General features: G+C 72.4%; 13 protein-coding genes. 5 read left to right on the forward strand and 8 right to left on the reverse strand.

The features are described 5' to 3' along the window. Positions 1–63 precede the first annotated feature (63 nt). The 3 genes from J3P44_RS01885 to J3P44_RS01895 form a co-directional block, all read right to left on the reverse strand. Positions 64–267 (reverse strand): hypothetical protein, encoded by a 204-nt coding sequence (locus tag J3P44_RS01885; protein ID WP_255888530.1) that lies wholly within the window; start codon positions 265–267, stop codon positions 64–66. A 168-nt stretch (positions 268–435) separates the two neighbouring features. Then, positions 436–885: a methyltransferase family protein gene (locus J3P44_RS01890; protein ID WP_255888531.1), complete on the reverse strand. Its 450-nt coding sequence runs from the start codon at positions 883–885 to the stop codon at positions 436–438. Next, the gene (locus tag J3P44_RS01895; protein ID WP_255888532.1) at positions 882–1,184 is read right to left on the reverse strand and encodes a hypothetical protein; all 303 of its coding nucleotides are present in this window, start codon (positions 1,182–1,184) and stop codon (positions 882–884) included. Before J3P44_RS01895 ends, J3P44_RS01890 begins: the two co-directional genes overlap by 4 nt. Before the next feature lie 169 nt (positions 1,185–1,353). Here J3P44_RS01895 and J3P44_RS01900 point away from each other — a divergent pair, with 169 nt between their 5' ends. The 3 genes from J3P44_RS01900 (at position 1,354) to J3P44_RS01910 (ending at position 6,093) form a co-directional block, all read left to right on the forward strand. Then, positions 1,354–3,231, forward strand: coding sequence for an ATP-binding protein (locus J3P44_RS01900; protein WP_255888533.1), 1,878 nt, complete (start codon positions 1,354–1,356; stop codon positions 3,229–3,231). Between the two features lie 10 nt (positions 3,232–3,241). Beyond that, positions 3,242–4,624: an FAD-binding oxidoreductase gene (locus J3P44_RS01905; protein ID WP_255888534.1), complete on the forward strand. Its 1,383-nt coding sequence runs from the start codon at positions 3,242–3,244 to the stop codon at positions 4,622–4,624. Between the two features lie 98 nt (positions 4,625–4,722). Next, positions 4,723–6,093, forward strand: coding sequence for an FAD-binding oxidoreductase (locus J3P44_RS01910; protein WP_255888535.1), 1,371 nt, complete (start codon positions 4,723–4,725; stop codon positions 6,091–6,093). Between the two features lie 80 nt (positions 6,094–6,173). Here J3P44_RS01910 and J3P44_RS01915 read toward each other — a convergent pair whose 3' ends face one another. The 5 genes from J3P44_RS01915 to J3P44_RS01935 all read right to left on the reverse strand — a co-directional run bounded on the left by J3P44_RS01915 (position 6,174) and on the right by J3P44_RS01935 (position 11,061). Continuing rightward, positions 6,174–7,793, reverse strand: coding sequence for a LuxR family transcriptional regulator (locus tag J3P44_RS01915; RefSeq protein WP_255888536.1), 1,620 nt, complete (start codon positions 7,791–7,793; stop codon positions 6,174–6,176). A gap of 32 nt (positions 7,794–7,825) precedes the next feature. Beyond that, positions 7,826–8,953 (reverse strand): flavin-containing monooxygenase, encoded by a 1,128-nt coding sequence (locus J3P44_RS01920; protein WP_255888537.1) that lies wholly within the window; start codon positions 8,951–8,953, stop codon positions 7,826–7,828. An 86-nt stretch (positions 8,954–9,039) separates the two neighbouring features. Further along, complete coding sequence (locus tag J3P44_RS01925) at positions 9,040–9,693, reverse strand: nucleoside/nucleotide kinase family protein (protein ID WP_255888538.1); 654 nt, start codon at positions 9,691–9,693, stop codon at positions 9,040–9,042. A gap of 45 nt (positions 9,694–9,738) precedes the next feature. Continuing rightward, positions 9,739–10,320, reverse strand: a complete 582-nt coding sequence (locus tag J3P44_RS01930; RefSeq protein WP_255888539.1) for a hypothetical protein — start codon at positions 10,318–10,320, stop codon at positions 9,739–9,741. A gap of 9 nt (positions 10,321–10,329) precedes the next feature. Further along, the gene (locus J3P44_RS01935; RefSeq protein WP_255888540.1) at positions 10,330–11,061 is read right to left on the reverse strand and encodes a YwaF family protein; all 732 of its coding nucleotides are present in this window, start codon (positions 11,059–11,061) and stop codon (positions 10,330–10,332) included. A 165-nt stretch (positions 11,062–11,226) separates the two neighbouring features. On the opposite strand from J3P44_RS01935, the gene J3P44_RS01940 reads away from it, so the two are divergent. Both J3P44_RS01940 and J3P44_RS01945 read left to right on the forward strand, forming a co-directional pair. After that, positions 11,227–12,168, forward strand: a complete 942-nt coding sequence (locus tag J3P44_RS01940; protein ID WP_255888541.1) for an ABC transporter ATP-binding protein — start codon at positions 11,227–11,229, stop codon at positions 12,166–12,168. Between the two features lie 12 nt (positions 12,169–12,180). Next, a complete protein-coding gene (locus tag J3P44_RS01945; protein ID WP_255888542.1) occupies positions 12,181–13,356 on the forward strand; it encodes an ABC transporter permease in 1,176 nt (391 codons plus the stop codon). Positions 13,357–13,361 lie beyond the last annotated feature (5 nt).

Raw genomic sequence — 13,361 nt, forward strand, 5'->3', positions numbered from 1 at the left:
GGATCGGGGGGTGGGAGGGCAGTCCTTGAATGTACGCCCGTGAGGGGGGCGGTGACAGGGGCGTCAGGTGGGTCTAGACCGCTCGGCTTGGCCTTCGTCGTCAGGCGCCCAGGGCGCCAAGCCCGTAGTAGACGGCGAAGGCCGGCCAGACGATTGCCAGAAGCCGTCCGCCTGCATCCAGAAGTACACCCACGCGCCGAACATGCCGATGCCGTAGATGGCGTTGCCCGCCTGGCCCGAGGCGGTGCTGCTCGTCCGCTCACCCATCGTGACCTCCCTCGTCAACGACGCTAGTGCGACGCGCGAGCGGCTCATAGGGCCGTTGGACCCGACTCCACAGTGAGCAAGACCCGCGGTGAGGTCGAGCTCGGCGGTCGTGCGCTCAAGCTGCTCGAGACCTTCTGGACGGCTGACGGCACCGGGAACCGCCGGCGGTCACAGGTACCGAGGAACCCGCGCCCGGTAGGTGTCGTACGCAGTCCCGAACCGCTCCCGCAGCCATCGTTCCTCGCGCAGCACCCACAGGTGCAGCAGCACCGCGCTCACCGGAGCCGCCGTCAGCATCCAGCCGTTCCGGGTCACCCCGGCGAGGCCGAGCTGGACGACCGTGCAGCCGACGTACATCGGGTTGCGGGAGAGCCCGTGCACCCCCGTGGTGACCAACGTCGAAGGCTCCTCCAGGGACCCCGGTCCCCGCTCCCGCACCGCGGCCACCACAAGTGCCAGGCCGCCGAGCGAAAGCACAGCACCAATGGGCCGAGCGCCGGCCGGGAGGGCCCACGGTCGTGCTCGTTGCAGCACGACGCCGACCAGCACGCCGACGAGCGTCTCGGCCGGCAGCGGGATCCGGTCCGCGGCCGCCCGGGCCCGCGCACGGGCGGTCATCGGAGCGCCGCGGGTGCCGGGCTGGGGTCACGCTGCACCTGCCGACCGCGGAGATACCAGTAGAGCATCAGCGCCGACGTGATCACGTAGAACGTGTGCAGGACCCAGATCGGTCCGGGCGGCAGGTTGAAGACGTAGACGCAGTGCACCGCGTTGCCGACGTTGGCCAGCGCGATGTTGCCGAGGCTGTAGGACGACAGCTCCCGCGTGCGGAGCGCCTTGTGGAGCATCGGCAGCACGCTGCCGGCGAAGATGGTCGTGGAGACCATTCCCGCGAGCATCGGCAGGGTCGTGTCCATGTCTCGACGCTAGGGGTCCGGCCGGCGGCCGGCATCGGCTGAACCATGCATCTCGTCAAGAGCCGCGCGTGGGGCGGACGACCCATACGCGGGCTAGAGCAGCGCCGAGTCCGCCTGCCCAAAATCAGCGCTCCGACTTACCCTCGACGAAGGCGATGCGAGGAAGTGGGTGGACGGAGACCAGGGACTTCAGCTGCACGTGCTCGGCGAGCTCACGGCCACGCGGGACGGCGCGGTCGTGGACCTCGGCGGGCGGCGTCAGCGCGCCGTGCTGGCCGGGCTGGTCCTCCTGCGCGACCAGGTGGTCCCGGCCGATCGGCTGGTCCACTGCGTGTGGGGCGACCGACCTCCCGCCGACGCCTCCGGAGCGCTGCAGGCCTATCTGAGCCACCTCCGCCGGCGGCTCCAGCCCGACGCGACGGCCCGGCACCGCGACGGGGTCATCGCTCGCGCCGGTCCGGGCTACGTGCTGCGGCTGCCGCCCGACGCCGTCGACGCGTGGGCCTTCGAGACGGCGGTCGAGTCGGCGGCAGGCCAGGCGCCGGGGGAGGCGGTGTGCACCCTGGACACCGCGCTCAGGATGTGGCGAGGACCTGCCTACGCCGACTACGCGGGAGAGGCGTGGGCGGAGGCGGAGATCGCCCGGCTCACGGAGCTGCGGGAGGTGGCCCGCGAGAGCCTCCTCCGGACCCGTCTCGAGCTGGGGGAGGCCCAGCTCGTCATCGGCGACCTCGAAGCCCTCGTGAAGGACGACCCGCTCCGGGAGGAGCGCTGGCGCCTCCTCACCGTCGCGCTCTACCGGGCGCACCGTCAGGCCGCGGCACTCGAGGCACTGCGCCGGGCACGCACGGTGCTCGCCGACGAGCTCGGCGTCGACCCGGGTCCCGCCCTGCGCTCGCTCGAGGCGGAGGTCCTCGCGCAGTCGCCGCATCTCGATGCCCCCACTTCCTCCGCGGCGCGGGACGCGACCCGGCTCGTGCCGCGGCCACGGACGCCCGACGGGCTCGTGGACCGCGAACGCGAGCTGGCCGTCCTGCGCACCGCGATCGATGAGCTCGGCGACGGAGTGTCGGGTTGCCTGCTGATCGAGGGTCCCGCCGGCATCGGGAAGACCCGCCTGCTCGAGGAGGTACGCCGGCTGGCGGCCGGCGCCGACGTACCGGTCAGGTCGGCCCGGAGCAGCGCCTTGGAGCACGACTTCGACTTCGGGGTGGTCCGGCAGCTCTTCGGGGCCGAGGTCGACGACGTACTGCGCCGGGAGGAGCGCTTCGCCGTGCTCCGCGGGCTCTGCGAGGTCACGACGAACCTGGCCGAGACCGCCCCCTTGGTGCTGTGCGTCGACGACATCCAGTGGAGCGACGAGCCCTCTCTCCAGTTCCTCGCCTACCTGGTGAAGCGTCTCGACGGTCTTCCTGTGCTGGTGGTGCTCGCCATGCGCACCGGCGAGCCGCACCACGCTGACAACCTGCTGACCTGGCTCGCCGGGGACGAGTCGGTCTCGGTGCTGCGCCCCGCGCCCCTCTCCGAGGAGGCCACCGCACTCCTCGTGACCGATCGTCTGGGTCGAGGCGCGGACACGTTCGTCGCCGCTTGTCACCGGATGACCTCGGGCAACCCGCTGCTCCTGCGCCAGCTGCTGCGCGCCCTGGCGGACGAAGGGGTCCCGCCCGACACGGCACACGTCGACACGGTCAGGGCGGTGGGGTCGCGTGCGGTCACGTCCCTGGTGACGCTCCGCCTGCGGCGCATGCCGGCGACGGTCGCGACGGTCGCCCACGCGGTGGCGGTGCTCGGCCCGGACGCCGACCTGATGAGTGTCACCGACCTGGCGCAGCGTCCGGAGGAGGACGTCGCGGCGGCCATCGACGTCCTGACCCGCAGCGAGATCCTCCTCGACCGGCAGCCGCTGGACTTCGTCAACCCGTTGGTGCGCGACGCGATCCACGCCGACATCCCGGCCGGCGAGCGCGCGCTGCTGCACCAACGCATGAGCCGTCGGCTCAAGTCGTCCTCAAGTCTCCCGGGCCATGCTGGTGCCAGACCGTGAGGTGGTGACCGTGCCGGAGTCCACATCCCTCCCCACCGCCGACGCCGAGGCGTTGCGCGGGCTGGCCGGCGGTGCCGTCCACCTGCCGGGGGATCCCCTCTACGACGAGGCGCGGATGCCCTGGAACCTCCAGGTGGACGAGCGTCCGGCGGCGGTCGCCTACCCCGCCGATCCGCAGGAGGTCAGCCGGATCGTGCGGGCCGCGGCGGCATCGGGCCTCCGGGTCGCGCCGCAGGGCACCGGTCACGGCGCCCCGCCGCTCGCGGGTCGGCTCGGCGACGCCGTCCTCCTGCGCACCTCGGCCATGACGGGGCTGCAGGTCGACGTCGCGAGCCGTACGGCGCGGGTCGGCGCCGGCGTGCTGTGGGGCGACGTCATCACGCGGGCCGGCCGCGTCGGGCTTGCCGCGAGGCACACGTCGAGCCCGGGTGTGGGCGTCGTCGGGTCCTCGCTGGGCGGTGGCGTGAGCTGGTACGCCCGCCAGCACGGCTTGCAGTGCAGTGCGATCACGGCGGCCGAGCTGGTGCTGGCGGACGGGACGTGCGTGCGCGCCACCGAGACCGAGAACTCCGACCTGCTGTGGGCCGCCCGCGGCGGCAGTGGCGGCTTCGGGGTCGTCACGTCGCTGGAGTTCGACCTGCTGCCGATCCGCACGGTGCACGCCGGGATGCTCGGCTGGGACTGGCGGCACGCCCGGAGCGTCCTCACCGCGTGGGGCGAGTGGGCCGCGGACGCGCCGGAGGCGGTGACGAGCGTGGCGCGGATCTTCCAGGTGCCCGATGTGGACGCGCTGCCCGCGCAGCTGCGCGGCCGGCAGCTCGTCCTGCTCGACGCGGTGATGGAGGGCGATGAAGAGACGGGTGCTCGCACCCTCGCCCCGCTGCGCGCGCTGCGGCCAGAGATCGACACGTTCGCGCAGGTGCCCGCGACTGACATCGCCCACCTCCAGCTCGACCCGCAGGAGCCGACCGCGGTCCACGCCAACAGCGTCCTCGTCCACGGCCTTCCCGCGGATGCAGTGGACGCCCTGGTCGCGTCGGCCGGCCCCGGGTCCGGCAGCGAGCTGCTCTTCGTCGAGCTGCGCCACCTCGGTGGCGCGCTCGCGCGGCCCGCCCCTCGCAGTGGCGCGATGGACCACCTCGACGGATCCTTCCTGGTGCTCGGCGTCGGGCTCGACGTGGGCACCGGGTGGAGTGCCGTGCGCGAGGACGCGACGCGGGTCCTCGACTCGCTCGCCCCCTGGACATCGAGCGCGGCGTACCTGTCGATGGCCTACGAGGCCGCCGCCCGTCGTGGGTGGTCGGCCGCGTCGTACGACCGGCTCCTTCGAATCCGTCGGTCCGTGGACCCGAATGGACTGTTTGTGGCACCTCAACGGGCCGCGGACGACTGATTCCGCACCGATCCTCAAGTCGGACGCAAGTCCGCCTCAACCGCCCGGGTGCACCTTCGTGGGGTCAACGACGACACGTCACACACCCGGAGGGAAGCATGACCATCGCACAGACCAGCACCGAGCACGGCGCCCCGTTCGCGGAGCTGGACGCACTCACGATCGGCACCGTCGCGGTGCCCGGCGACAAGGCGTACGACGCCCTCGTCTCGCCGTGGAACCTCGCGATCCCGGTCCGGCCCGCAGCCGTCCTTGCCGCCCACGACGCCCAGGACGTCGTCGACGCCGTGCAGTTCGCGGCCCGGCACGGCATCCGCGTGACGCCGCAGGCCACGGGCCACGGCCCGATGGCCGCCCTGACCACGGAGCTCCTCGTCACCACGAAGGGGCTCGACGAGGTCGTCATCCACCCGGAGGAGGGCTGGGCCCGCGCCGGAGCCGGCGTCAAGTGGCTCAAGGTCGTGGAGGCAGCCGCGCCCTACGGCCTGGCGCCTCTCTCGGGATCGATCACCGACGTCGGCATCGTCGGCTACACCACCGGCGGTGGACTCGGGCCGATGGCCCGCACCTACGGGCTCGCCATCGACAAGGTGCGCGCCATCGAGGTCGTCACCGGCGACGGCGTGCTCCGGCGGGTGACGCCGACGGAGCACCCGGAGCTCTTCTTCGCCCTGCGTGGTGGCAAGGGGATGCTCGGCATCATCACGGCGATCGAGTTCGACCTGGTCCACCAGCCGACCTTCTACGGCGGCTCGCTGTGGTTCGACGGCTCGGACGCGCCGGCCGTCATCGACACCTGGCGTGCCTGGTCGGCCGAGCTGCCCGAGGAAGGCACCACGTCCTTCGCGCTGTTCCAGCTGCCCGACATGGAGGGGGTGCCGCCGATGCTCGCCGGTCGGCTGACCCTCTCGGTGCGCTACGTCTGGACGGGGTCCGCCGACGAGGGGGAGCGCTGGTTCGCCGCGATGCGTGCGGCCGCTCCCGTGATCCTCGACGACGTGGCCGACAAGCCCTACACCGCGATCGACTCGGTCCACACGGACCCGCTTGACCCGACCCCGGCGTACGAGGCGGGCAACGTGCTCACGGACTTCCCGCAGGAGGCGGCGGACGCCCTGCTCGCCCTCACCGGTCCGGGAGTGGCGTCGCCGCAGATCCTGGTCGAGGTACGCCAGCTGGGCGGCGCCTTCTCGCGTCCGGGGGAGCACCCGAGCGCCTTCGCCTCGCGCGCCGCGGCGTACTCGCTGCTCATCGTCGGGATCTCGGAGATCCCCGGGGTGGAGGACCACGCGGCCGCGATCCTCGACGCGGTGGCGCCGTGGGTGGGGGAGCACCGGCTGCCGAACTTCACGTTCACGCCTGAGGAGTACGTCGACGCCTACGACGAGCTGACCCTCGCCCGGCTTCGCCGGGCCATCCGGACCTACGACCCCGACGGCGTGATCACGATCGGAGGCGTGCTCGGCTGAGGAGTCGAGATGGTCGTACGCGCGCGGTGAGGGTGGGCCTGGCCACCCTCACCGCGCGTGGCACGTATGCGCGACAGCCCTCAGACCAACCCGTGCTCGTACGCGTACGCCGCCGCGGCGGTGCGGGAGGACACGTCGAGCTTGGTGAAGATGTTGGAGAGGTGGCGGGCGACCGTCTTCTCCGAGAGCACGAGGCTGGCCGCGATCTGGGGGTTGGTGCGGCCGGTCGCGACCAGGCGGAGCACCTCGATCTCGCGGGCGGTGAGTCCGGACGGCGCGGATGCCGGGGCGAGCAAGGCAGAGACCTCGTCGGCCGCGGGTCGGGCGCCGAGCCGGCGGAAGCAGTCGCGCGCGGCCTCGAGCTCGCGACGCGAGGCGTCGGCGTCGCCGAGCCGGGCGAGCGCACGGCCTCGGAGGACGCTGACGCGGGCGGCGTCGTACGGCGCGTGGCCACGCACCCAGAGCTGGCCGGCCTTGCGGAGGAAGGGCAGGGCACCCGCCGGGTCGTCCGCGGCGAGCTCGACCGCGCCGGAGCACTCGGCAGCCATCGCAGTCAGGGGCTCCGAGCAGGCCAGGGAGGTCAGCTCGTCGGCGGCCGCGCGCGCTCGGTCCACCTGTCCCGACGCGAGGAACACCTCGACCGCGGCGGGCAGCATGCGGCACCGCCCCACGGCCCCCATGGTCTCCTCCAGCAACCGCTCGATGGCGGCCAGCGCCGCCGCACCCTGCCCGCGCGCGAGCCACAGCAGGGCGAGTCCCGGCTGCGGGTCGCAGCCGTGGTCGGCGGCGCGCTGGTAGGCAGCGTCGGCTGCGTCGAGGTCGCCGCGCAGGCGCAGGACGTCGCCGGACTCGCGGGCAGTGAGCCCGATGGCATCCGGCGACCCGACCTCGACGTAGCGCTGGGCGGCGCGCGAGAGCTCATCGAGAGCGCCGGCCCAGTCCCCGCGCACGCGGAGCAGCTGGCCGCGGTGCAGGGCGCACTGGCCGGTGAAGAGCAGCAGCCCGGGCTGCGCGGAGCACCACCGCTCGAGGGCGGAGGCCCACTCGGCGACGCGGCCGAAGTCGCTGATCTCCTGGCAGCCCTCGATCGCGGTGCAGTAGACGTGTCCGGCCATGATCGGCGTGCACTCGCCGGCGATCACCCGCACCATCGCCTCGTCGAGGCAGGCGAGGCCCTCCGGGATCCGGTCGGTGTAGAGCCGCAGCCGCCCCTGGCCGGTCAGCCCCATCGCCACGAGGTCGGGGTCGCGGTGCCGGCGCCCCGCGTCAGTGGCCAGGTCGGCCTGCTGTGACGCCTGCGGGATCTCGCCGCGGCCGAGGTGACCGAACATCCGCGCGAAGGCCATCCAGCCCGCCTCGGCGGAGTCCGCGCCCACCTCGTCGAGCAGCGCCTCGGCCCGGGCCGACCATCCGGAGAAGAGGGCGGGTTCCCCGTGGGTGACGCAGCTCATCGCCAGCCGGACGGCCGCGCGTACGGCCCCTCGGGGATCCCCCGCATCCTCGTGCAGCCGAAACTCCCGCTGCAGCGCGAGCACTGTCGTGTCGTGGTGCCCGAGCAGCTCGGCCGCGGTCGCGAAGTCGTCGAGGTCGGCGGCCGTGAGGCGGGCGAGGTCGGTCCCCGACCAGGCGTCGTACGCCTCCGGCCAGTCGCCGCGCTCGTACGCCTGACGCGCACGGTCCACGTCGCCGGCCACGTCCATCGCGCCCACCTCCACTCCGAGCGTACGGCCGCTCAGGCGGCCGCGGAACGGCTCGCGACAGGCTTCCCCCGCGTGCGGGACCGAGCCGCGACCCGGTCGGCGACGAAGGCCGCGTCCCGGCCGACGCCGGTCATGAGCATCGAGCTGAACGAGTACTGGAAGGCCAGCCCGCAGAAGAACAGCCCGGGAGCGTCGGCGACGACGCCGCGCACCTCCCGCGGCCAGCCGTCCTCGCCGAGGACCGGCAGGTGGATCCAGTCGAAGACCTGGCGGAAGCCGGTCGCCCACACGACGGTGGCCACGTCGCGGGGCGTGCCGTCGACGACGGGCCTGCCGTCGCGCGACTCCTCGACCCGGGTGGTGACGCGCTCGACCCCGCGCTCGAGCAGGTCGCGTCGCTTCACGCGGAGCATCGGGCCACCGTGGCGGCGCAGCTCCTCCTTCAGCTTGTCGCGCATCGGGCTGCGCCGGGTGAGGACGTGCTTCCAGGCGAACAGCAGGACCGGGAAGGCCATCCGGAACGCCGGGGACCCGAGCCGCGGCGGGATCTCGCCGCAGTCACGGCCGGCCAGGATCACCGGGTGCGTCTCGGCCAGCTCGTAGGCGATGTCGGTGCCGGAGTGGCTCGCGCCGACGACCAGCACGGGCCCGTCGTTGAGCTGGCTGGGGCGGCGGTACTCGCTGGAGTGCAGCTGGAGGATGGTCGGGTCGAGCGCTCCGGCGACCTCGGGGACGAGGGGGGTCCGGCCGAACGTGCCCGTTGCGACGACGACGTTGCGGCACGTGAACCGTCCGCGGTTGGTCGTCACCACGTACCCGTCCGCGTCGCGGTCGAGGGCCTGCACCCGCGTCTCGAGGCGCATCGGGAGGGCGAAGGTGCGGGCGTAGGTCTCGAGGTAGTCGCCCACGGCGTCCTTGCCCGGGAAGGTCCACCGGTCAGCGGGGAACGGCATTCCGGGGAGGCTGTCGAACTGGGCGGGGGAGTAGAGGCGGAGGCTGTCCCACTGGCGGCGCCAGTTGTCGCCGACGCGGCTGGCCGCGTCGAGGATGACGAACGGGACGTCGCGGCGCTGCAGGTGGTAGCCGGTCGCAAGTCCGGCCTGGCCGGCGCCGATGATCACGGTGTCGATGTCTGTGGTGTGCATGTCTGTGGTGTCCATGCAGCGACGCTATTTCGGCGAGGCCTCTCCGCGCGTCGGGCGGGACACCCATCTCCGGCGGGCGAGGAGATGGGTGGATCGACCCATCAGAGCCGGTCGAGGCGTACGACCACGTCCGCGGCGTCGCGGGTGCCACCCACCACCGCCGCGTTGGCCTCGTCGCTGCGCTCCACCCACGCGCGAGCGTCGGCCGGGGACTTGCCGAACTGCTCGTGCCGACGCACCAGCCGGTCCCGTCGCACGTCCGGGTCGACCTCGACGAACCACGTCTCGGCCAGCAGGGGGCGTACGCGCTCCCACCCGCCACCGGACAGCAGGAGGTAGTTGCCCTCGGTGATCACCAGCCGCATCGAGGGTTCGATGGCGATCGCGGCGGCAACGGGTTGCTCGAGGTCCCGCTCGAAGCTCGGCACGAACAGGGTGCGGTCGGGTCGGTCGTGCAGGCGCTGCAGGGCCGCGACGTAGCCGTCGACGTCGAAGGTGTCCGGCGCTCCCTTGCGATCGCGGTTGCCGAGCCGGTCGAGCTGCACGTCGGCGAGGTGGAAGCCGTCCATCGGCAGGTGGCCGACCGCGTCGGATCCGAGGTTGGCGCGCAGGTGGGCGAGCAGCATCTCCGCGAGCGTGGACTTGCCGGCACCCGGCGGCCCGGTGATCCCGAGCACCACTCGTCCCGGACTGGCCAGCAGCCTCGCCAGTCGCTCCAGGAGCTGGGGCAGCGAGAGCGGCGCGGACACCGTCACTGGCCGGTGCTCGGAGTGACGGGAGAGCTCATGCGCTGAGGGTAGTCACGTCGAGGTCGGCGTCTCCAGGAACGGCACGGCCGGCTGTTGGTAGGCCTCTGTCCAGTCGCGAACGGTCCAGTACTCCAGCTGGCCGGGCCGGCTGGGAGAGGGGTAGTAGCCGGGCGGCATGACGCCTTCGACCGGCGGCCGGACCGGCCGGTCGTGGCGGTCGAGCAGCCAGAGCCCGCGGAGGTCCCACTCCGGACCGGACGCGACGCCGGCGGCGCCCTGGAAGCGAATCCTCCGGCCGACGGCGGACCCGATCATCAGCTCGATGCGGGCGTAGCCGGCTTCGAACTCCCGGAGCTGGAGTCGCGACGTCACCAGGATGCCGGCCACGATGCCAGTGAAGCCCAGCAGGACTGGGATGACGATGATGGGACCGTCCGCCAACGGCATGAACGGGAACATGCCGAAGGTGAAGGCGACGAATCCCCACATGGCCTTCATCGAGCTGAAGACCACAGGCGATGGGGGTTCGGCCGGGACCGACGGGAGCAGCCCCAGTGTCCGTGCGCGCTCGTAGCCGGCCACCTCGGTGGGGTGTGGACCCCGACCGGGACCGTCAGTCAGTCGGAACGCCACGAGCGGAGCCTACGGCGCCAGGCGGGGTCTCGGGGGGTGATCGCGCGAGTCCTGCGGCGCAGGTGCCTCACGCCCTACCCACGGCCACGTCATCAGCGCCCACACCGCCGCAATGATGGCGACCTCCGCGAGGACGTACCAGGGCCAGGGGCCGAGCAGGTCGAGCGCGGTGGCGGCGCCGGGCTTGGCGTTGAGGTAGCCGTAGTTGGAGCCGATCGCGAGGTTGAGGCAGAAGACCGCCACCGCCCAGACGGCGGTGACGGCGACGGCGACGCCGTAGCGGCGCCAGTCCGGGTGGATCCCGCGCGTCCAGGTGAGGTGGACCGCGGCCCACACCGTGCCGATGTGCATGACCCAGAAGAGCAGGAAGGTCAGGTCGGGGAAGTCGGTGGAGAGGTCCGGCGTGATGACGGCCTGGGTGGTGAGCGTGATCCCCCAGAAGTACGTCAGCGCCACAGCCCACCGGAGGTGGGTCCACAGCGCGACCACGGCGACGACGGCCGCGACGTCGCAGAGCTGGACGGGCAGCGTCCGGACGGGGTTCCAGTAGCCCGGCGTGAAGTAGAGGAGCTGCAACGGCAGGACGGCGAGGGCGAGGAAGACGGCGAGAGTCTTGCCGAGCAGGTCGCCCGGGTCGCGCAGTCGCCTGCCCACGGCGAGGAGGACGACGATGCCCAGGACGAGCACCAGCACGGCGCCGAGGTGGGAGGCGCCGTACGCCGTGAAGTCGCGGTCGTCCACGACCTCCCAGTGCCCACGTCAGAGCCGCCGCATCCGCAGCGCCCGCCCGGAAGGCAAGGCCCAAGAAGAGGAGCGCGGGACGGACGGGTCGGCGCGCTCGTGACGTTTGGCCCTGTCCCGAGATGGTCGCGCTGCCTAGCGTGGGAGCAGGAGGAGGCGGGACGGGTGGCGGAAGACGTACTGGTCGTGGACTCGCTGGTCCGCAGGTTCGGCGACCTGACCGCAGTGGACGGGGTGTCCTTCCGGATCGCGCCGGGGGAGACGTACGGACTGCTCGGTCCCAACGGGGCCGGGAAGACGACGACCATCTCGATGATCGCCGGGCTGATCGCGGCCGACGCGGGGTCGGTGACCGTGGCGGGAGAGGCGATGACGCCGCGGACCACCGAGCCCAAGAGACACCTCGGCCTGGTGCCGCAAGAGCTGGCGATCTATCCCGACCTCACCGGACGCGAGAACCTCATGCTCTTCGGCCGGCTCCAGGGACTGACGGGCGCCGGGCTGAAGCAGCGGGTCGGGCACGTGCTCGAGCTGATCGGTCTGGCGGACCGGGCGAAGGACCGCAGCAAGGAGTACTCCGGCGGCATGAAGCGCCGCCTCAACATCGGCATCGGACTGCTCAACCGCCCCACCCTTCTGATCCTCGACGAGCCGACGGTGGGAGTGGATCCGCAATCGCGCAACGCGATCCTCGAGTCGGTCGAGGCGCTGTCGGTCGAGGGGATGGCGGTGCTCTACACGACGCACTACATGGAGGAGGCCGAGCGGCTCTGCGACCGCATCGGCATCATCGACTCCGGCCGGCTGCAGGCCACGGGCACGCGCGACGAGCTGATCCGACTCACCGGCGGCGTCGACACGATCCGTCTCGGCGGCAGCGGTGACCTCGTCGGCGCCGCCGAGGAGCTGCGCCAGATCCCAGGGGTCGAGCGGGTCGACGCCGAACGCCGCTCGGCGACGCTGACGGTCAAGGACGCGCCTGCCCTCGTCGCCCAGGTCGTGGGGACGGCGGCGGCGCGCGGCGTCACGCTCTCCGACGTCGAGATCTCACGCCCCGACCTCGAGTCGGTCTTCCTCCACCTCACCGGCAAGGGCCTGAGGGACTGAGGTGGGACTGACATGCGCCAGCTCCTGGTCCTCACCGCCTCCGACCTCGTGCAGCGGGTCCGCGACAAGTCGGTCATCATCTTCGCGCTCGTCGTGCCACTGGCGCTGATGTCGGTCTTCAACCTGGTCTTCGGCGACGCCGACTCCCTCGAGCTCGAGCGGGTCACCGTGGCGATCAGCGCGCCCCCGAACGACGAGCTCGCTCGGGTCCTGACCGACGTGGTGCGTGACCTCGACGGTGCCGGCGAGCTAGACGTGACGGTCACCGAGGTCGACGAGGCCACTGGCCGCCAGCAGGTCGAGGACGGCGATGCCGCGATCGCCCTGCTCGTGCCCGAGGGCTTCGGGGAGGCCGCCCGGACTGGGCGTGGGGTCACTGTCGAGGCCGTACGCGGTGACGAGGCCGGTGTCGAGGCCGACGTCGTGCTGTCGGTGGTGGACGGCCTCCTGGGTGAGTTCGCCTCGGGCGCGGTCACAGCTCGAGCGGCGCTGGCCGAGGGCGTGAGCCATCGCGACATCGGCGCGCTCGTCGAGCAGGCGACGCAGGGCGGGCCGGCGTACGAGCTCGCCCGGGGGGAGGCCTCCGACGAGCAGCTCGACGCGGGTGCCGCGCTGGTCGCCGGGCAGGCTGGCCTGTTCCTGCTCTTCACCGTCAGCTTCGGTGTCACGGGGCTGCTGCTCGATCGGGAGACCGGGACGCTGGCACGGTTGCGGTCGATGCCGATCCGGGGCGGGCTCATCGTCGCCTCGAAGGCGCTGGTGAGCTTCATCCTCGGGGTCGTGGCGACCGGGGTGCTGCTCACGGCCGGCTCGCTCCTGTTCGACGCCGACTTCGGGTCCGTGCCCGCAGTTGCCGCCCTGGTGCTGTGCGTGTCAGCAGCGGGGACGTCGCTGATGTTCCTGGTGGTTCGCATCGCCCGGACCAGCGAGCAGGCCAGCATCATGACCTCGATCTTCGCCCTCGTGCTCGGCATCGGCGGAGGTGCGTTCTTCCCCGTGAGCGCCGCCGGCCCCTTCGCCGGTCTGCTCGACCTCAACCCAGTGGCGGCGCTGCTCCGCGGCCTCGGCATCACATCGGGCGGTGGCGGCCTGGCCGACATCGGGGTCCCGTTGGGGATCATGCTCGGCTTCGCAGCGGTCATGCTCGTCGCGTCGCGGCTCGTGCCCGAGCGGGGGGCCCTGCGATGAGAGAT

This window comes from Nocardioides astragali (assembly GCF_024436375.1).
Lineage (GTDB): Bacteria > Actinomycetota > Actinomycetes > Propionibacteriales > Nocardioidaceae > Nocardioides > Nocardioides astragali.